Annotated in this window: 15 protein-coding genes and 5 pseudogenes; 17 read left to right on the top strand and 3 right to left on the bottom strand. The window is 60.5% G+C overall.

From position 1 onward, the window contains the following. Positions 1-9 precede the first annotated feature (9 nt). The 9 genes and pseudogenes from ctaD to NCS00_RS30995 all read left to right on the top strand — a co-directional run bounded on the left by ctaD (position 10) and on the right by NCS00_RS30995 (position 11,332). Entirely contained in the window at positions 10-2,610 is a 2,601-nt protein-coding gene (gene ctaD / locus NCS00_RS30955) for a cytochrome c oxidase subunit I (RefSeq protein WP_250442023.1), read from the top strand. After that, positions 2,610-3,089: a hypothetical protein gene (locus NCS00_RS30960; protein ID WP_250442025.1), complete on the top strand. Its 480-nt coding sequence runs from the start codon at positions 2,610-2,612 to the stop codon at positions 3,087-3,089. The genes ctaD and NCS00_RS30960 overlap by 1 nt, the downstream gene beginning before the upstream one ends. Before the next feature lies 1 nt (position 3,090). Further along, the gene (locus NCS00_RS30965) at positions 3,091-4,416 is read left to right on the top strand and encodes a cytochrome c (protein WP_502801612.1); all 1,326 of its coding nucleotides are present in this window, start codon (positions 3,091-3,093) and stop codon (positions 4,414-4,416) included. 654 nt (positions 4,417-5,070) lie between these two features. Next, positions 5,071-5,664: a CBS domain-containing protein gene (locus NCS00_RS30970; protein WP_235366195.1), complete on the top strand. Its 594-nt coding sequence runs from the start codon at positions 5,071-5,073 to the stop codon at positions 5,662-5,664. A gap of 592 nt (positions 5,665-6,256) precedes the next feature. Further along, complete coding sequence (locus tag NCS00_RS30975) at positions 6,257-7,375, top strand: sensor histidine kinase (RefSeq protein ID WP_250442026.1); 1,119 nt, start codon at positions 6,257-6,259, stop codon at positions 7,373-7,375. 750 nt (positions 7,376-8,125) lie between these two features. Further along, positions 8,126-8,731, top strand: a complete 606-nt coding sequence (locus NCS00_RS30980) for a hypothetical protein (RefSeq protein WP_250442027.1) — start codon at positions 8,126-8,128, stop codon at positions 8,729-8,731. A gap of 206 nt (positions 8,732-8,937) precedes the next feature. Beyond that, positions 8,938-9,198 carry a hypothetical protein gene (locus NCS00_RS30985; protein ID WP_152563240.1) on the top strand — a complete coding sequence of 87 codons (261 nt, stop codon included), beginning with the start codon at positions 8,938-8,940 and terminating at the stop codon, positions 9,196-9,198. 148 nt (positions 9,199-9,346) lie between these two features. Further along, positions 9,347-9,583, top strand: a pseudogene (locus tag NCS00_RS30990) (DUF4148 domain-containing protein); the annotation flags it as partial. Between the two features lie 1,242 nt (positions 9,584-10,825). Then, positions 10,826-11,332: a hypothetical protein gene (locus NCS00_RS30995; protein ID WP_250442028.1), complete on the top strand. Its 507-nt coding sequence runs from the start codon at positions 10,826-10,828 to the stop codon at positions 11,330-11,332. Between the two features lie 85 nt (positions 11,333-11,417). Here the strand turns inward: NCS00_RS30995 and NCS00_RS33605 are convergent, their stop codons facing one another. Both NCS00_RS33605 and NCS00_RS33610 read right to left on the bottom strand, forming a co-directional pair. After that, entirely contained in the window at positions 11,418-11,543 is a 126-nt protein-coding gene (locus NCS00_RS33605; RefSeq protein WP_250442030.1) for a diguanylate cyclase, read from the bottom strand. A gap of 88 nt (positions 11,544-11,631) precedes the next feature. Further along, a pseudogene (locus NCS00_RS33610) lies at positions 11,632-11,838 on the bottom strand (GGDEF domain-containing protein); the annotation flags it as partial. A 245-nt stretch (positions 11,839-12,083) separates the two neighbouring features. Here NCS00_RS33610 and hpnI point away from each other — a divergent pair. The 5 genes and pseudogenes from hpnI to NCS00_RS31030 all read left to right on the top strand — a co-directional run. Beyond that, on the top strand, positions 12,084-13,322 hold the full coding sequence (hpnI, locus tag NCS00_RS31010) for a bacteriohopanetetrol glucosamine biosynthesis glycosyltransferase HpnI (RefSeq protein WP_250442031.1): 1,239 nt from the start codon (positions 12,084-12,086) through the stop codon (positions 13,320-13,322). A 19-nt stretch (positions 13,323-13,341) separates the two neighbouring features. Further along, the gene (hpnJ, locus tag NCS00_RS31015) at positions 13,342-14,766 is read left to right on the top strand and encodes a hopanoid biosynthesis associated radical SAM protein HpnJ (protein WP_250442032.1); all 1,425 of its coding nucleotides are present in this window, start codon (positions 13,342-13,344) and stop codon (positions 14,764-14,766) included. Between the two features lie 4 nt (positions 14,767-14,770). Then, positions 14,771-15,610 carry a hopanoid biosynthesis-associated protein HpnK gene (hpnK, locus tag NCS00_RS31020; RefSeq protein ID WP_250442035.1) on the top strand — a complete coding sequence of 280 codons (840 nt, stop codon included), beginning with the start codon at positions 14,771-14,773 and terminating at the stop codon, positions 15,608-15,610. Beyond that, a complete protein-coding gene (locus NCS00_RS31025; protein ID WP_250442036.1) occupies positions 15,607-16,671 on the top strand; it encodes a lysylphosphatidylglycerol synthase domain-containing protein in 1,065 nt (354 codons plus the stop codon). The genes hpnK and NCS00_RS31025 overlap by 4 nt, the downstream gene beginning before the upstream one ends. Then, positions 16,672-16,812: pseudogene (locus tag NCS00_RS31030) on the top strand (hypothetical protein); the annotation flags it as partial. Between the two features lie 293 nt (positions 16,813-17,105). Here the strand turns inward: NCS00_RS31030 and NCS00_RS31035 are convergent. Continuing rightward, positions 17,106-17,460 (bottom strand): annotated as a pseudogene (locus NCS00_RS31035) (HoxN/HupN/NixA family nickel/cobalt transporter); the annotation flags it as partial. On the opposite strand from NCS00_RS31035, the pseudogene NCS00_RS31040 reads away from it, so the two are divergent. From NCS00_RS31040 to NCS00_RS31050, 3 genes and pseudogenes are all read left to right on the top strand, one after another. Beyond that, a pseudogene (locus tag NCS00_RS31040) lies at positions 17,461-18,337 on the top strand (MFS transporter); the annotation flags it as partial. Continuing rightward, entirely contained in the window at positions 18,334-19,386 is a 1,053-nt protein-coding gene (locus tag NCS00_RS31045) for a YncE family protein (RefSeq protein WP_250442037.1), read from the top strand. The pseudogene NCS00_RS31040 and the gene NCS00_RS31045, both read left to right, overlap by 4 nt. 33 nt (positions 19,387-19,419) lie before the next feature. Then, positions 19,420-19,779 carry a COG4315 family predicted lipoprotein gene (locus NCS00_RS31050; protein WP_250442039.1) on the top strand — a complete coding sequence of 120 codons (360 nt, stop codon included), beginning with the start codon at positions 19,420-19,422 and terminating at the stop codon, positions 19,777-19,779. Positions 19,780-19,837: the final 58 nt, after the last annotated feature.

Below are 19,837 nucleotides of genomic sequence, written 5' to 3' on the forward strand. Positions count from 1 at the left end.
GAATAGACGATGGCCGCCATCGGTGATCGAAGCGCTGCACAGGCCCATCGGGTCGCGTTCCGACGCGAGCCTGAGTTTGGCAGCGTGCCCCGGGGGTCGGAGGCGGAGAAGCGCCTGCGTGAAATCTGGGAAGGAGATTCGGGTTGGCGCGGTTTCATTACAACCGTCGATCACAAAAAGGTCGGCTTGCGCTACATCGTGACAGCGTTCCTGTTTCTTTTGCTGGGCGGAGTTGAAGCGCTGATTATGCGTTTGCAGCTCGCGCAGCCGAACCAATCGCTTGTGACGCCTGGCCAGTTCGCCGAGCTTTTCACGATGCACGGCGTCACGATGATTTTCTTGTATGCGCTTCCGGTGCTCAGCGGCTTCTCGAATTTCCTTTGGCCGCTCATGTTGGGCTCCCGCGACATGGCGTTTCCCCGTCTGAACGCGCTTTCGTATTGGGTTTTTCTCTTTGCCGGCATCTTCCTTTATGGCAGCTTTCCATTCGGGCAGGCCCCGAATGCCGGTTGGTTCAACTATGTGCCACTTTCATCCCTGGAATACAGCCGTGGAATAAATATCGATGTCTACTCACTCGGTATGGTGCTGCTCGGCATCTCGACGACCGTTGGGGCAGTGAATTTTGTAGTCACGCTTTTTCGCATGCGCGCGGTCGGCATGTCGGTGGACCGGCTGCCGATTATCGTCTGGGGCACGCTGACCATTTCGTTTGCGAATCTCTTTGCAGTGCCGTCGGTGAGTTTGGCGTTTCTGCTGCTGTGGATGGACCGCAATATTGGTACGCATTTCTTCGACGTGGCGAGCGACGGACGGCCGCTGCTCTGGCAGCACTTGTTCTGGATGTTCGCCCATCCGTGGGTCTACGTCGTCGTGCTGCCGGCGATGGGTATTGTCTCGGATGCCCTGCCGACGTTCTGTCGTCGTCCCCTCGTCGCTTATGCAGCGGTGGCTATGGCGACTGTCAGTACCATGGTCGTTGGTTTTGAAGTGTGGATCCATCACATGTTCGCAACCGGGATCACGCCTTTGGCGCTGGCCTTCTTTGGCGCGGCAAGTTTGCTCATCTCGATTCCAAGCGCGGTCGCCGTGTTTGCATGGGTCGCGACGATCTGGACCGGACGACCCGTCTTCGCCGTACCGTTCCTCTACTTCGCGAGTTTTGTGCTGATGTTCGTCGTCGGCGGCGTTTCCGGCGTGATGACCGCCGCTGTGCCGCTCGACTGGCAGCTGACTGATACCTACTTTGTTGTTGCGCATCTACATTATGTGCTGCTAGGGATCAACGTTTTTCCCGTCTTCGGCGGAATCACCTACTGGTTTCCGAAATTCACCGGACGGATGATGAGTGAACGATGGGGCGAGATCGCGTTCTGGATCATCCTCGTGGGGTTCAATCTTGGTTTCTTCCCGATGCACATCTCGGGATTGCTCGGCATGCCTCGGCGCATCTACACCTATCCTGAAGGCATGGGGTGGGATACGTCGAATTTGATCACGACGATCGGTTCCTTTATTTTTGCGTTAGGCGTTCTGCTCTTTGTGGTGAACGCGCTTGTCTCGGCACGCCGCGGATGTGAAGCGCCGAAGAACCCATGGGACGCGCCTGGGCTCGAATGGTCGACCGAGTCGCCTCCGGCGCCGTACAACTTTGCGGTCTTGCCGGTGATCGAATCGCGGCATCCGATGTGGGAGGATCGCCTGCAGCCGAAGGGCCGGCAGTCGAGTCTTTCATCAGGATACTTGCTTCATCGAGGGCGCGAGGCGCTTGGTGTCCACCCTTTCAGTGGCAGCCCCGATGTCATTCTCAAGATGCCCGAGGATGCCTGGTCGCCATTCTTTCTCGGACTCTTTGGCGCACTTGTTTTCGTCGGCGTGTTGCTGCGCTCGCCGTCTTTTTTCGTTGTGGCGCTCGCGGCGGCAGGGGCAACGCTCATCGCATGGCTGTGGCCGCGGCGCACGCTCGCACAGCGCGAGCCTCCCGGACCAGCGCAGACCGTTCCCGTGAACACCGGCACAAGCAAGGACGCTCTGCCCGTCGGGAGCGCAGGCGAGCACTCGGGGGGATGGTGGGGCGTGCTGGCACTCGTCGCGACGGAAGCGAGTCTTTTCGGTTATTTGATCTTTTGCTACTTCTACTCACAGTCTCAGACGACTCTCCCGTGGCCGCCGGAAGGCATGCCGAAAATCGGCACAGGTGCGCTGAGCACCGGCACACTCATCCTGAGCAGCGTGTTTGCGTGGCTCTCCGAGCGAACACTTAAGAGAAGTAAGCGATGGCAAGCATTCGGGTGGATGTTGGTCGCTATTGCGCTGGGCGTCGCGTTCGCTGGGATGCAGTGGAAGGAGTGGCACGACCATCCGTATGGCATTACAGCTCATCTCTACGGCTCCCTCTACTTCACTATCACGGGCTTTCATATGGCCCACGTCGCCGTCGGGCTGGTCATTCTGGTTCTGCTCGCGATCTGGATCGCGTTGGGTTATTTCGACGCCGAACGCAACGCACCGATGCGCATCGGCGGACTCTATTGGCACTTCGTCGACGTCGTCTGGCTATTCATCTTTACATCGTTGTATGTGACGCCGTTCTGGATGCGAGGCCACTGATGCAAACGCCCGTTCCCGCGGAGAAGTCTGCGCTCACCCGAAGCGAGAAGCGCCGTGTTGGCCTTTGCGCGAGTGCTGGATTTTTCTTCGCGCCCGGCGCTTGGCTGCTTCAAGTGATGGTCTCCGAGACGATCTCCGCCCAAGCCTGCTCGGCTGGATCGATCCCGCGTGTCACACCGGTCTTTCCAAATCTCGATGGATGGTTGTATGGAACGTCAATCGCTGCCTTCGCCGTCGCGGCTATATGCGCCGCACTCGCCGTGTACGGTTATGTGCTCCTAGGTCGCAAGCAAAAGCAGGTCAAAGAAGAGCGTTCGGATGTAGCGTCATCCGCGGAGCTGTCGCGCGCTGAGGAAGAGGTGAGTCGTAAACGCTTCGTTGCACTATGCAGCGCGCTGATCGGATGCGGATTCGTCCTCGGGCTGATGTTCACGGTCCTTGCCGAAGTGTTTTTTCAATCTTGTAGCCAGTGGCATTGACATGAACGCGATTAGTACTCGAGATTGGCTTGTCAATGCGCTGATGATTGTAGCGTTAAGCGCATGTGGCGAACGGTCGACGGATCGCTTAGCGGATAACATCACCGGCCAGACACCGTTGACGACCGATCCGAAGCTGATTGCTCGGGGTGAATATCTTGCAAAAGCTGGCGACTGCAGTGCATGCCACGACGCCGCGGATCACACGCCGCTTGGCGGCGGCATGCCGGTCAACTCGCCGTTTGGTCCGATCTATGCAAGCAACATCACACCGGACCCCGTGTTTGGTATTGGCCGTTATACCTTGCTGGACTTCGCCGACGCTCTGCGCATCGGTAAGCGCCGCGACGGCAAACGGCTTTACCCGGCAATGCCGTATCCGTCGCTCGCGAACATGACGGACGAGGACGTGACCGCATTGTACGCATATTTGATGCACGGCGTCGCGCCGGCCGCCAAGCGTGCGCCCGACACGCACTTGCCGTTTCCGTTCAATCAACGTTGGGGCATGCTGTTCTGGAGTCTCGCGTTCGGCAATCAAGACCGGTACCAAGCGAACTCCAAACAAACCGCGCAGTGGAACCGAGGCGCGTATCTTGTACAAGGACTTGGACACTGCGGTGCATGTCACACGCCGCGAGGCCCCGCTTACAACGAGCTCGGCTATAGCGAAACGTCACCATGGTATCTGACCGGTGGGGTCAACGATCACTGGCTTGCGCCTAACTTGACCGGTGACCCAGGTAGTGGTCTTGGGCGATGGTCGGCAAACGACATCGTCAATTTCTTGCGAACCGGCCACGGCGCGGGTGCGATCGCGTTCGGCGCTATGGCCCCCGTGGTTGAGGATAGCACGCAGCATCTGTCCGAACCTGATCTCCAGGCGATGGCCGTCTACCTCAAGTCGCTTCCCCCTCAACAGACCTACGGGAGTTTCGCTAACAACCCGCACGCTCAGGTGCAAACCGCGCGAAGCATTCGAACCGGCGAAGTCGAGCGCCCTGGCGCCGGTGTTTATCTATCCTTCTGCGCGCGGTGCCATCAGGTCGACGGGCGAGGTCAGCCCGGAAAAATTGCAGCGCTCGCTGGCAATCCGCTTGTCCTGGCCGAAGATCCGACCTCGGTGATGCGCATCGTCATAGAAGGTAGTAAGGGTCCCAACACCAAGACGGGACCCGCGCCTCAGAAGATGCCCGGATTTAACGGCAAGCTGACGTCCTCTGAGATCGCTCAGGTGGTGAGCTTCGTTCGCGGCGCATGGGGCAATCACGCCGCGCCTGTCTCGGACCAAGAAGTAGAGCGGCTGCGATCGGCCATCCACAAGTAAAGGGCGCCTGAAGTGCCTCAAAAAAACGTCGCAACAACATTGTTATGCGGAAGGCGTTTAGGCGCCTCAACATTCGCGTGACGGCGTGCTTGAAGGAGAGCCAATGAGACTGGTCGCCGCAGGTTGCAGACGGCATTTGAATCTCACAGTGGTCTTTAACGACACATGTAACGTTCCTGGTCCAGTTATGCGGCGCGCGGCTAGCCCCCTCGAGGGGATGCATAACTTCTGCTTCTCTGCAGCTGGAGGCCGACCGGTCGCGTCCCGTTATCCTTCTACTTTCGGAACTGGCCGCCAGGCACGAAAAGATGCGAACGTCGCTTAGCGGTGTTTTTTAGGGATAAGAGCAGCACGTCTATCTATTGGCACAATTGCAGAACGTAGTCATGCTATGCATTCCGCTCTTGTTACGCGGAAAACCTAGGCAAGCCGAAGGGCAGGTCCTGCTCCAATGCAAGAACGCTACGATGTTCCAGGGCAACGCACCGCGAGCAACCGCGCGCAAGGCAAATATATCACGGTGTGATATAAAGGAGGAAGCGCGCGTATTGCATGCCTACGTCAGACACTTGAAAAGATGCCCATACGACAACATTCGTTGCCGAGTTCGAACTTGTGGCCAGGCCTACGCTGGTCCGACGCAGTGAGGTGAGTATGTCGATCTTCATTCTCCCGAAATTGCGCGCGACCGTTCGCGATGCCATTTCCCGCCTCCGTTTTAAGTACTCGCACAGCGGAACGGCAGCTAGGTGGCCGATTGTCGGAAGACCGCGCGATTCGCGCTGCAACCAGCTGGAACAGCAAGCACGTTTTCGGATGCTCCTGGAAATGAGTTGCGCACAGGTCATGCATACTCCGGTGACGACCGTTCACGGAGATGCAACCGCTGGAGAGGCGCTCGCATTACTTGACAAAACCGGATTCAAGCTGCTCCCGGTGATCGATCGCGAACGGCGGCTTTTGGGCGTTGTTGCGCGGGATGACCTTCGGCCGGCTAGACAGGAACTTCAGTTCGCTTCACGGGCGGCCGGAAGGCACGGCGGCGAGTTGATAGACGAAGAGGTGACTGTTCACGCGGTCATGCAATCGGACGTGAGTACTATCGATGCTGACACACCGATCTCGAAGGTCCTTCCGCGCTTCATGGCGAACGGACATCATCATTTCCCTGTCGTACGGAACGGCGCTGAGTTGGTTGGAATGTTGACTCAGTCCGATCTGCTCATGGCTGTCTGCGGCGACCGATGAAAGATCTGAAAGCCAATGCCTGCACGGCGAATCTCGGGAATGACCGGAAGCAAGGAGAGGGTTCATGTTGGACTCAGGGTCTTCGTCGCGTTCAAGCAGGAACACCGGTCGCGAACGCCGCCAGCATCTGAAGGTCGATCCTTTCTGTCGCCGATGACTACCGTCCCGGTGGGGAAGCTATCAGTACACGCTCGCCCGACATCTTCGCCAGAACACTGCGACAGGACAATACCGTCCTCATTGCGTTCCCCGCCGTGGAAGAATGCGTCGCTCGACCGCTCTGCTCGTGATGCATTGGGGCGGGTTGAACACGGGTTAGGAACTTAGCACTTATCTCGGTCTGTCACCTCGTCCCCGAGCGCGTGGTCCCGATAAAGCCATGCGCCATCCGTCCCTGATTGCCGCAGTTTGGAAGTCGATGGCCTTGCGGCCCTGCGGGCGACAGCCTGAGCGTCGTTCCTCGGCTGGTGTGGGCAGAATTTGCGATAAAAAACAAATTATGGTTCGATAGGTTATGGTGACCGGCTGCCAGGGCTGGTTGCGCCCGAAAGAGAGCGTTCGTATAGGAACAACGCCCGTACCGGAGAAATGCATGAGCCTCGCCGACTTTATTGAAGCTGATTTATCCGGTCTGATCGACGACTGGACCCGCTACGCGCTTGTGCTCAGCCAAGAGGAGAGCCAACTGACGGAAGCGCAACTGCGTGATTCGGCGGCCGACATCCTGAGGGCGATCACGACGGACATGCGTGAGACGCAGAGCGCCGGGCAGCAGGAAACTAAATCGCGCGGCGACAAGGAGGAGCCGGATTCCGCCTTTAACCGGGTCGCGCGACTGCATGCGGAGGATCGCCTGTCGCACGGCTTCAGCATCGACGACGTGGTTGCCGAGTTCCGTTCCCTGCGCGCCACAGTGCTGCGCCGCTGGCAGGAAACGTCGCCCACCGGTGCCGAGGCGTTTCAAGAGATGATCCGGTTCAACGAGGCGATCGACCAAGTGCTTGCCGAATCGGTGCGGCACTACGCACACCGCACTGAGCGCATCCGCGACTTATTCGCCGGCGTCCTCGCCCATGACCTGCGCTCGCCACTGGGCGCAATACTGAATGCCGGCGAAGTACTCTTACACGACGAGGGTCTCTCTGTGGGCGGCGCAAGGGCAGTGGCATTTGTTCAGCGTGGCGCGATGCGGATGAAACATATGATCGATGATCTGCTCATCTTCACACGCACGCGGCTGGGCGACGCGCTTCCGGTAAGTTTCACACCGCAGGATATGGAGCGGATCTGTCGCGATGCGGCGGACGAAGTGCGCGCGTCCTACCCCAATGCCCGTATCGAGCTGCGTCTGGCCGGCGAACTCCGCGGCAGGTGGGACGGTAGCCGACTCAGCGAGTTGCTGGCGAACCTGCTGACTAACGCTGTGCGCTACGGAACAGGTCCTATCGTCGTAGAAGCCACCGGTCATGACGGCCAGGTGACCCTAGTCGTATCCAACGAAGGCAATCCGATCCCGGAACGCGCGCTGCCCACGCTGTTCGATCCGCTGACCCGGGCTGGCCCGGCCGACCGGCGTGGTACGGCGGCAGGCATGGGCCTGGGCCTTTACATCTGCCGCTGCATTGCCATCGCGCACCAGGGAACAATAGGGGTCGCTTCTTCAGAAAACGGCACTTCCTTCACCGTCTGCCTGCCGTGCTCGCCAGCATGATACGACCGACGACATGTTCCATGGGCGCGTCCAGCTCGTCCAGTTACATTCCGCTTGTACATAGGTCCGTAAGGGTCATGTCGTGCTATCCGAGATCGCTAATTTCTACCGCGCGCTGTCTGCTATGCTCGCTTTCGAGCGCCGTAGCGACATCCCACAAAACTGAAGGAAGGGCAGCAACGGGTCCGGGAAGGAGCCAATGGTGTTCGCGGGACAGCCGCTGTTCGAGGACTGCTACGACTCACCGATAGCATGGTGCCGATGCAGATGTGCTTTCAGGCCGCGCTGTTGCGGTAAGTCTTCATGTCGAGACATTCGGCAAATCGATAATGGGCCGCGGCGTCGCGGTGATTACTGATTGATTGCAGCACGGACACGGAAATTCAACGCGCTACTGAACCGCAAGCTGCTCAAGGGTTAAAGCTAGCTGGTATCTGATCCCCGTGGCTATCTCGCCGACGATAGCCCATCGTTCGTACGCAAACGTTCAGCTTACGACAGCATGTATGGACGCCGACATGCTCAAGCGCCAGTTCATCGGCCACCGGTATCGGAACCGACTTTTGATGCCGAGCACTTCGCTCGCCAACGGAGACCATGCGAGTATCGCGGGGTATTTGGCAGCTTCGATGGCTCGCGTTTGGTAGGTATCGCTGGCCTTGGACGCGAGGACCGTCGGCAGCTGAGCCACAAGGCTTTCCTTTGGGGCGTTATGTCGAACCGGACATGAGGCGTCAGGGCGTCAGCAAGATGCTGATCAGCGAAATCCTCAGTTTTGCGAAGCGCGTGCCGGGCATTATTCAAGTGAATCTGACCGTCAAGGCGGCCAACACGGCGGGCCGCAAGCCTTCACGCGTCGCTCGGGTTTCAGCAGTTTGGGCTGGAGCCGAAATCTTGATTAGATGCCGGTGCTTTCCCGGCTGGCAATGGCATACGCCAGCGTTCTCGATCGATATGCAAGGACAAAAAGCGACGCCGCTCTATAGCGATCTGGCGTCCGCGGAGGGCACGCCCGTACCGCGTGCAACGTACCGCGCTACCGCGGCGGCTCCTTTTCGTGCGCCTGGCACATCGAGCACCACCAGCGACAGTTTCGTCGGCGTCAGCGATCCGAATTACGGGCATTTGAAAATCGGCTCGCTCGATTTGTCCGCTGCGCAGCGTGCCGCCGCCCTGACGCTGCATAACGACGGCTTGGCCCCGATGAACGCGCAGGTGCGCGTGAAGTTCAGCGGGCAGCAAGGAAGGCGGGCCCGTTTGGTGATCACCTTTTGCATAGGTCGAGAAGATAGGCGCGTAGGGCTTTGCATTCCAATTCGTCGGTCCCAATTCGTCTTCATCCTCGATGCGCTTTAAAAAAAGCCTCAGCCGGGAATTTTCCGAGCACCCGCGAGGTATACCGAGCAAGCGCGCTTCAGCGCGCAATCTTCCCACGCATCCTGCACTTTCCAACGAGACCCGCAGGCGCGCGTTACCGCGTCGCTGACCGAGGCGTCTTCAATAGTCTGTCGCAAGCGCGTCGCACGCTTGCGCCCCGTGATTTACTCCAAGAGGTGATGGAAATGAAAGTAACCTTTCTTCTAGCAATCACGGCCGCGAGCATGCTCGCGGTCGGTCCCGCCGGTGCTCAGGACATGGCGCCGACGGACGGCACGACGATGCAGCAAAGAGCCCAAGGCGGCCAGGCCGCGCCGGGCGACACATCCTATGGCGGTATGGATTCCGCCAGCATGACTGGCAATACGTCGCGAAACATGTCGCCCGCAGGCCCGAACGGGCATTGCACGCCGGGCCTCAGTTGCGACATCTACCGCGGGCAATAAATCGGTATGCGTCGTGTGATCAACACGCATAACACGCGCCATGCGTCGCGCATCAAATGGGAAAATGATGAAGACCCTCTTTGCAGTTGCAACGCTGCTTTCGACGGCACTGATCGCGGCGGCAGCCTAAGGCCAGACAAGTGCACCGCTCACGCGAGCACAGGTTCGGTCCGAACTGGCGGAACTGGCGGGCGCCGGATACAGGCCTACATCTGACGATCCGAATTACCCAAGCGACATTCAGAGCGCCGAAGCTCGATTGTCCGCACAACCCGGCAGAAGCGAGGCCAATAGCGGCCACGGTGGTTCATTCTCTGGTGCGCAACAGGCCGGCGGTCCGGCAGCCGTGGGCGCGACACAGAAGGATATCTTCTTCGGGCAGTGATCGATTTCGCCGTACTCGCCGCATTCCACGGAGTCCGATTGCGCGCATCAGGACGGCCGTGGTGCCGCGTGTAGGTTGCTGGCGCGAATGCTGCGCCTCTCGCCAGCGACCACAGCGGCGACGGACTCCCGCGAACGCACTTAAGTGACAACGACGGACGATGCTTCTAGTTGCATGATTGGTCGACAACGATGCTTCGTGTAAGGGCGGACTCACACGTTCGAGCATATCGACTGTCCTTTCGGCTTACGGGCTTTCATCTCGCTTCCACACGGCTGTCGACGCACCATATCCAAAGCTCGACCGCGTGGGCGTGCGCGTCGAAGTGAGCGGCACGCAGTCTGGCCCGCTGATGGGCATCGCCGCGACCAGCAAGTCGGTGCGCTTCGCGATCCATTTTGTTTCATCAGGTGCGCGACGGCCGCATCGCGAAGACGTGGCATCTCGAAGACTGGCTGAGCGTGTTTCGCCAACTCGGCGAGATGCCGCGCAGTGCCGGGCGCTGAGCCTTCGGGCGCAGCAGTGTGTTCGCGGCAGAGGTCGACGAGCCGCGGGTCGTGCCGTTCGCGCGTGCACCAGGTCATGCTGAGCCGGGGGCATCGCTTTCGAAGGAATCGAAGCACAGCCATTCTCGCACGCGCGCCGAGCCGATCTGCACGGCGGCCGCAAATGCGCCTGGCGTACGGTGCGGTGCATGAGAACGGTGCATGGCGAGGAAGCGCGAAGGGGGAACGGAGGACGCTTGCCTCAGTTGCGCCAGGAAGCGCCATTCGCATGAGACATCGTCGAGTGAGCCAGGCGTCGGTTCCACCCGGCGATCCGTCATTCGATCCACAGTGCGAAAGGCCTTACTTGTTGACCAGGCCACTTGAGAGCCAACAGTCCTCACGGTGTCTTGAGCAGCTTCTTGGCCAACTTGGGGGGACGGGATTCGGGAAATGCGTATTAGGTGCAGCGTCAAAAGCACTCGCGAAAAAATTTCGTTGCAATGGGCTACGACGCAAACAACCTAGAATAGCCCCGGATCGGACTCTGTCAGAAAGCCATCGATATGGCTCAAGCGTGAGTGCGATTCTCGTCGCGCTCACGTCCACAACCTACGGTTGTGGACGGTATCATCATGCCCTTTTGCGCGACGACTTCAAGGCCAGGGCTACCGACATCGAGTGTGGGCGTCGTCTTCAAGTTGCCATCGCCGACATGCCGCGGCCGGACAATCTTACTTTTATCGTGACTTCCTAAATGACGTTGAAAACACTGATTCGACCGTCGATGAAGAGACATGCCGTCGCGCTCGTTGCGCTCTCTGGTTGGCTAGGCGTTGCGGTAACGGCCCCGCTTAGCCTATCGCCAGAAGCCCGGGCGACGAAATTTGTGGTGGCTGTCGCCACAAGTGATTTGCGCAGCGCACGCGCAGGCGGCAGGCACGCGTTCTCATACGCGCCAGACGAAACTGAGGCAACGCTGTCCTCCGCAATATCGCAGTGGTTGACGCAGGGCGACAGGCGAGGTCTCCGGCTCGCGTTGGCTGACCAGGAGACGATCTTCGCGTTTCATTGGGCGGCTACGCAGATGCCGGCGCGATCTCTTTGCTTTATCGATATTGACAGCGATGAATGTCAGCAAGAGTTGGGATACTGGCTGGCGCGCGTGAGGAACGGTGACTCGAGGTTTATCGCGGCGTATCGACGGGCGCAGATGCGGCTGGGATTGCCGCCGATCATTACGCAGAAAGGCCAAGCGATGTGAAGTCGTCACTCGGTCCCGGGCGGTGCATCTGTGCCAACTCAAAGCTTACTTTTAGTGGACCGGTCATTGGACGAATCGTGCGGCGTTAGATGTGTAGGCCAATGAGGATCGAAAGCTTCTTTGTGAAGCGCCGGTTCGAAAGCAGCGTGAGTTCGTCGACGAGTTGCAGTGCGGCCATTTCCGGTTCGGCCATGCGGCCGAGGTCGCGCAAGATCCGGCGGTCTCCCTCTCCGAATGCGCGGCTGCTGATCGATGAGACACAGCGTGCCGAGCTTCGCGCCATTGGGCAGGCTTAGCGGGTAGCCCGCATAATACCGTATGAACGGCGGCCCGACCACGAGCGGGTTGTCGTCGAAGCGCGCGTCGGCGCGGGCATCGGGCACGATCAACACGTCGCTTCCGCCGATGGCATGTGCGCAGAACGAAACATCGCGCGACTTTTGACGCGTCTCGAGGCCTGTGCATGACTTGAACCACTGGCGATTCTCGTCGACCAGACTTACCAGTACGTGCCACGCTCAGGCAAGCGGACCGCTGACTGAGTATTGCTCACACGCAGCAGCTCCTACTTAAGCATTGCATAAGGTTGAGCCACGCACTATATCCGGGCGATCCGCCGATTTCGCTCAGACGAGAGGCATCGCAGTGAAGCCGCTCAGGCGGTGCCGAGATCAACCACGCCTACCGGTCATTCAATGGTCACAGCCGCCATGCGACGATCCGTACTTCACTCAATGCGGCCGAGACAGGCATGACAGTGCATCTCATTCCCGTATGGATGTGGCTGATCATTGGCCTGTGTTGCGCGGCGACGTGTCATGCCGCGTTCGCTGCGCTTCTGCACGGCGGCCGGCGCACCGCAGTGCCGTTGCGAAGCGACGATTGCACGAGCGCCAATCCCGTCGCGCCGGTCAGCATCCTGAAGCCGCTATGCGGCGCAGAACCGCGTCTCTACGCGAACCTCCAGACGTTCTGCGCGCAAACGCATCCCTCATATCAACTTCTTTTTGGCGTCGCGCACGCGTCGGATGCCGCGGCGAGTGTCGTGCGGCGGCTCGCGCGGGCGTATCCCGAGCGCGATATCGAACTCGTCATCGACGCAACGGCGCATGGCAGCAACCGCAAGGTCGCGAATCTCATCAATCTGTCGCGACACGCGAAGCATGATGTGATCGTAATCGCGGACAGCGATATCGCCGTGGAACCGGACTACCTGATGCGCGTGACCGCGCCGCTGGCCGATCCGGGCGTGGGCGTCGTCACCTGCCTTTACCGGGCGCGCTGCGTCGGCGGCATCTGGGCGAGACTCGGTGGCCTGTTCATCGACGAATGGTTCGCGCCGTCCGTGTATGTCGCAAACGCGCTCGGCTACGGGCGTTTCGGCTTCGGCGCGACGCTCGCGCTGACACGCGAGACGCTTCAGAAGATAGGCGGCCTCGAAGCCTTGCGCGACTGCCTCGCCGACGATTTCTGGCTCGCCGAGCGCGCTCGCGTCATCGACTTGCGCACGGTGCTGTCCGATGTCGTCGTCACGACCGATGTCATCGAAAACGATTTCTCTTCGTTGTGGCGGCGCGAGACGCGCTGGCTGCGCACCATCCGTTCGATTAATCCCTTTGGTTTCGCTTTCCTGTGCATTACATTTGCATCGCCGTGGCTTCTGACGAGCGGGATTCTCGGGATTTCTTTCGACACGAGCGGCACGGACCTCGCACAATCCACTGCTGATGCTATCGTCGATATCAGCACGTCGCTCGGTATCAGCGCGCGTCTCTTGCTGCACTCGCGCAGTGCGCGATCATGGCGCGCGTTCTGGCGCGACGTGCCGCTCATCCCATTGCGCGACGCGCTGATGTGCCTTGTCTGGTTCGCAGCGCTGTTCGGTTCGAGCGTGATGTGGCGCGGCGTGCGCGTGCCGCTCGATGCGTCGGCCGCGAAGCGCGATGCGTACGAAGCCAGCTCGTCCGACAGCCCATACGACCCGTCATGAATTCACAGGACTTCGCATCATGAAGCAGACGCTCTTTCTTCAGGCCCCGTCCTTCGACGGCTTCGACGGCGGGGCGGGATCGCGCTATCAGGCCAAGCGCGAGATACGCTCGTTCTGGTATCCGACGTGGCTTGCCCAACCCGCCGCGCTCGTGCCGCAAAGCCGCGTGCTCGACGCGCCCGCCGATGGCCTGTCCGTCGAGGAAACGCTCGCGATTGCCGCGCAATATGACCTCGTCATCATCCATACGAGCACGCCGTCCTTTCCGACCGATGCGCTTTTTGCCGAGCATCTGAAAGTGCGCAAGCCGTCGGTGCTGATCGGCATGGTCGGCGCGAAGGTGGCGGTCGATCCGCATAATTCGCTGACCGCGAGCGAAGCGATCGACTTCGTGTGCCGCGAGGAATTTGACTACACCTGCAAGGAAGTCGCCGAGGGCCTGCCGTTCGCGTCGATCAAGGGGCTTTCGTGGCGGAACGAGGACGGCTCGATCGAGCACAACGAAGCGCGCCCAATCCTTGAGAGCATGGACGAGCTGCCGTTTGTCGCGCCCGTCTACAAACGCGATCTGAACATCAAGAACTACTTCATCGGCTATCTGAACTATCCGTATGTGTCCATTTATACGGGGCGCGGCTGCCGTTCGCGCTGCACGTTCTGCCTGTGGCCGCAGACGGTGGGCGGGCATCGCTATCGCGTGCGTTCGGTCGAAAACGTACTCGAAGAAGTGAAGTGGATCCGCGACAACATGCCGGAAGTGAAGGAGATCATGTTCGACGACGACACGTTCACCGATTTCAAGCCGCGCGTGGAAGAGATTGCCCGCGGTCTCGGCAATCTCGGTGTGACGTGGTCGTGCAACGCGAAGGCCAACGTCCCGTATTCGACGCTGAAGATCATGAAGGAGAACGGCCTGCGCCTGCTGCTCGTGGGCTATGAGTCCGGCGACGACCAGATTCTGCTCAACATCAAGAAGGGCTTGCGGACCGACATTGCGCGGTGCTTCGCGGAAGATTGCCGCAAGCTCGGCATCAAGGTGCACGGCACATTCATTCTCGGCTTGCCGGGCGAAACGAAAGAGACAATCGGGAAGACGATTCGGTATGCGAGAGAACTCAATCCGCATACGATTCAGGTCTCGCTCGCCGCGCCTTATCCGGGCACGACGCTCTATCAGCAGGCAGTCGACAACGGCTGGCTCGCCGAAAACAAGGTCATCAATCTCGTCAGCAAGGAGGGCGTGCAACTCGCGGCGATCGGCTATCCGCATCTGTCGCGCGAAGACATCTACCACGAGCTCGAACGCTTCTACAAGCGGTTCTATTTCCGCCCGTCGAAGATCTGGGAGATCGTGCGCGAAATGCTGACAAGCTGGGACATGACGAAGCGCCGCTTGCGCGAAGGCGTGGAATTCTTCCGCTTTCTGCGGGCGCACAAGGCGTGAGCGCATGCGAGCGTTGATCGTCACTGCCGACGACTTCGGCCTGCACGAGCGCGTCAACGAGGCGGTGATCCGCGCGCATCGCGAAGGCGTCCTCGGGTGCGCCAGCCTGATGGTCGCGGCACCTGCCGCGCGGGATGCCCTCGAGCGCGCGCGGCAGTGTCCGTCGCTTCGCGTGGGGCTGCATGTGGTGCTGGCCGACGGACTGTCGACGCTCGGCGCGTCGCGGATTCCCGCGTTGACCGACGAAAACGGATGGATGCGCGATGCGCCGCTGAAAGACGGCCTGCGTTATGCATTGCTTCCCCATGTGCGCCGTCAGCTCGCCGAGGAAATTCGAGCGCAGTTCGACGCGTTTCGCGCGACCGGGCTGGCGCTCGACCACGTGAACACGCACAAGCATCTGCACGTGCATCCGGTGGTTCTTTCGCTGATACTCTCGATCGGTCGCGAATACGGCATGCGCGCGATGCGCCTGCCATCGGAAGCGAGCGCCCCGTTGTGGCTCAAGCCGTGGATGGCGCTAACGCGCCGGCGTCTGGCGCGCGCGGGCATCGCGCATAACGACTACGTGGTCGGCATGACGCAGACGGGGCGCCTGGACGAGGCAGCGTGGCTCGCGGCGCTCGCCGGCATCGACGTGAACGATAGGCGAGTCGGCGAGATCTACGGTCATCCTGCGGTGGCGGGCGACACGCCCATTACGGCTTCGATGCGCGACTACCGGCACGCCGACGAACTCGACGCGCTCCTGTCGCCGCGCGTGCGCCAGGCGCTCGCGGCGGCGCGTGCGCGCGGCGTCGCGCTTGGCGGCTTCTCCGACGTATTCGGCGCGGGGCGCGCGTGAAGTCGCTACACAACGCTGCCGCCACGGCGTGGCCGGGCGTGCTCGCGCTCGTCCTGGCGACCGTGATCGTCTACTCGCTGCGCGAGAGCATCGGCCACGCCAGCGAGCGGATCATGCATGCATGGCTGCCGTTGCTTCTGCTCGTGCCGTATCGAGCGTTGCCGCTCGCGCTCGATGCGCTCGGCTGGTGGATTCTGCTCGCGCGCACCGTGCCGTATCGCTTCGTATGGTGGACCGCGAACGTACGCGATGGCGTGAGCCGCCTGCTGCCGGTCGCGAGCGTGGGCGGCGAAGTGGTCGGCGTGCGGCTCGTGTGCTGGAGGCTGCGCGATTCATCGGCCGTCATCGCGTCGGTGATCGTGGAGGTGCTCGTCACGCTCGGCATGCAGGCGATCTTCGCGCTATTCGGGATCGCCGCGCTTGCGCATTCGGTCGTGTTGCATCGCGCGTTGTGGCCGCTTGGAGCGGCGAGCGCGGCGACGCTCGCAGCGCTCGCCGCATGCGCCTGGTGGCTGCGTCGCGGCGCGCCGTTCGATGTGCTGATGGCGCACGCGCGGCGCGTGCTCGGCCACAGTCCGCTGCTGCGCGCGGGTCAATCGCGACGGCTCGACGCCGCCTTGCGCGCGCTGGCGCAACGTCCTCGCGCGTGGCTCGCCGCGCTCGCGTGGCAACTCGCGGGGCAGGCCGCGGGCGCCATCGAGAACTTCTTCGCGCTCTGGGTGATGGGCGTGCCCGTGACGTTCTCCGACGCCGTCGCCATCGAAGCCGTCGCGCAAATTGCGCGGCATGTGGCCTTTTTCGTGCCGCTCGGCGTCGGCGTGCAGGATGCCGCCATCGTGCTGACGAGCCAGCTCGCCGGCATCGGCACGGAGGCGGCGCTGTCGCTCGCGCTCGTCAAGCGCATGCGCGAAGTGCTGTCGAGCGGCCTGGCGCTTGCATCGTGGCTCGTCGTCGAGCGCGTGCGCCGCGCGGGAGGACCGCGCGAACTTGTCGACGTAACGCCGAGTCGCTCCAAGAAAACTGCAACACTTGAAACCGAAACGTATCCTAATGAAAGGTGAATCCAAAGTTCTGGACACACGCTGTTCTTCTGCATCGTCGAGATTGCCGCGACGACGCTCGGCGAAGCGGGCGGCGATCGGATGTCCATGTCGCTGAATCTGGGGTATCTGATCGGCTCGGCGACCTTCGCGCTGTTGTTCCGTAGACCGTAATGAATCTGTCACTTTTGCGCCAATAAATTTGTCAACTCGCCGTAGAACGCAGGCCCGTGCCCCCTGAGCCTTGCAAGGCAACCGCTTCCCGGAGCGAATCAAATGTGTCACCAGCGAAGGCAAGTTCGGCAGGGCTGGGCGGCGAGCTGCAGAGCAACGTCTGAGTCCGGCCAGTATCTGCCGTTCCGCGAGGACGAAGCTCTGCCGCTCGAATGGCTGAGATAAGTTCAAACGAGCCATTCGAGTCACGTGTTGAAGTTTGGATGGGTGAGGGGCAGAGGTCACACCGAATTCAATGCAGAGGCACCCTGGTAAGCCATGTAGAAGCCGACGATCAGTATCAGAGCGCTCGAGAAATGCGGCGCCGCTCCACTTCTTCGATACCTGTTTCACGCTCAGCGCCGCAATCGTTCCAGACGCGACCATCGTGAGCGCCAGCCCGATGCTAAAACACACGACGAGACCTGCTCCGAGCACGAATTGTTTCAACTGAACACAAAGCAAGAGGACAGTGATCGACGCCGGACATGGTACGAGTCCGCCGGTCAGGCCGAACATGATGATCTGTCCCGTGGTGACATCCTTGTTCGCAAAGCGCCGCTTGATGTCATTCGCGTGCGCGAATTCATGCGTGTTGCCGGCGATGTGAGCTTGTTTCTGCCGATTGAGCATGCCTGTCTAGCTGAATTCTCATCGGGGCATGTCCGCACCGTGCTCTTCGCACGCTACAGCTTCCTGGGCGCCCTCTCAGGCGCACTCGGCGCGCTGCTTGCGGGCACGCCAGATTGGATCAATTCGCGTTTCGGCATTCCTGCACTCACTGCCATGAGAGGGATGTTCGTGATCTACGCGTTGTCCGGCGTGGCGATTGCTGTGCTGTATCTGCAGATGCTGGCTCAACGATCCGTTTCCACGACACAGCATGCACCGTTGGGTCCGTCACGTTGCGTGGTGACGCGCCTTGCGTTGCTCTTTAGCGTCGACGCCTTCGCCGGAGGGCTGGTCGTGAATGCGCTTCTTACTCTGTGGCTGATTACGCGCTTCGATCTGTCCATCACCACAGCTGGACAGTTCTTCTTCTGCACGGGCTTACTCAGCGCAGCCTCGCAACTCGAAGCAGCGCCACTTGCGCGCAGGATCGGTTTGCTCAACACAATGGTCTTCACGCACATTCCAGCAAGCCTATGCCTGATCCCAGCAGCGTTTGCCTCGTCTCTGCCGGTTGCATTGCTCATGTTGTTGATGCGAAGCGCGCTGTCGCAACTCGATGTGCCCACTCGCAGTGCATACGTGATGGCAATCGTCACGCCCGCTGAACGCGCGGCAGCTGCGAGCTTCACAGCCGTGCCGCGTAGCCTCGCCGCGGCGGTGGCGCCAACCCTCGCGGGCGGCCTGATCGGATTCGGCTGGTTGGGCGCGCCTTTTGGTCGCGTGCGGCGTGCTCAAGATCGCGTACGACCTGGCGTTGCTCGGTGCGTTTCGTCGCGTGCCGCCCCGTGGAGAAAGCGCATGAGCATGTCGATGAACGTCCACAGATGGGCTCGGTTGGTTCGAGTGATCACGATTCTTGCCGTTGTGTCGGTATCGCTTGATGCGCCCGTTGCGCCGATTGCGATTGCGGCGTCGAGCAATCCCGTGCCGACTAACCTGCCGCTCCGTCATGTTGCGGACGTGCCGTTGTCTGGTCGTGCGACTCGCTTCGACTATGAAAGCGCGGACCCGGCGCGCCATCTACTGTTCATCGCCCATCTTGGTGACGGGGAAGTGGTCGTCTTCGACACCGATGCCAACCGTGTCGTCGCGACGATTCCCGATGTTGCGGAGGTGCATGGTGTGCTCGTCGTCCCGGAACTCGGTCGAGTGTTCGCATCGGCTACCGGGACCGATGAGATCGTGGCCATCGATGAGAAGACACTGAAAGTCGTGGCGCGAATGCCGGGCGGCAGCTATCCGGACGGGATGGCTTACGCCCCCGAGGTTCACAAGCTCTACGTCTCTGATGAGACAGGAAAGACCGAGACGGTCATCGACACAACAACGACCCGACGCGTCGCCACCATTGCGCTGGGTGGTGAGGTCGGTAACACGCAATACGATTCCGTCTCGCACCACGTCTTCGTGAACGTCCAGACGCGGCAGCAACTCATTGAAATCGATCCCACAAAGGATGCCATCGTCGCGCGCATTGACTTGCCAGGTGCCAAGGGCAATCACGGCCTGTTGATCGTGCCAAACCTTCGCCTCGGATTCATTGCGTGCGAAGGTAACGACCGGATGCTGGTGCTGGATCTGCAGACGAAGCGCGTTTCGCAATCCTTCGACGTTGGTGCTGATCCGGACGTTCTCGCATTCGATTCATCGAGTCACACGGTGTACGTTGCGGGCGAACAAGGCGTGACCTCGATATTCGAGGCGGATGCGAAAGGCGTTCGGCATCTGGCTGATGGACAGGTCGGGCCGAACGCTCACGTGGTTTACGTCGACGCCAAAACGCATTACTCGTACTTCCCGCTAAAGAGTGTCGAAGGACGACCGATGCTGCGGATCTTGGCGCCGCAGTAACAAAGGTTCAATGCAACCAACCGGAGAATCGACATGAAAGCCCTAGTCGGATTGGTTACGCTGGTTGCCGCCGTCTCGGCGAGCGCGGCATCACCTCGAGTGAACAACGGCCGAATCGTCGATGAACACGGCATGACGCTCTATTCGTTTAGCGGGCAAGGTGCGCCGGATGCCAATGCCTGCGAGGGCGACTGCGCGAGAAACTTCCCGCCCGCACTGGCGAGCCCGGGTGACTCGCCAAATGGAAAACTTGGGCTGGTCGATACTGCCAACGGCGAGCGCCAGTGGACGTATGACGGCAAACCGCTCTATCGCGGGTTGATGGACAAGAAGCCCGGCGATCGCGCCGGCGACGGTCTCAACACCGTCTGGCATAGTGTGCAGCCGCGTTAATTGGGCTTGTTAGACTGAGACCTTGATTCACATTGACGCCGAAAAGTTTGTCCGAGCG

It is taken from the genome of Caballeronia sp. AZ1_KS37 (genome assembly GCF_023631165.1).
In the GTDB taxonomy this organism is placed as follows: Bacteria; Pseudomonadota; Gammaproteobacteria; order Burkholderiales; family Burkholderiaceae; genus Caballeronia; species Caballeronia zhejiangensis.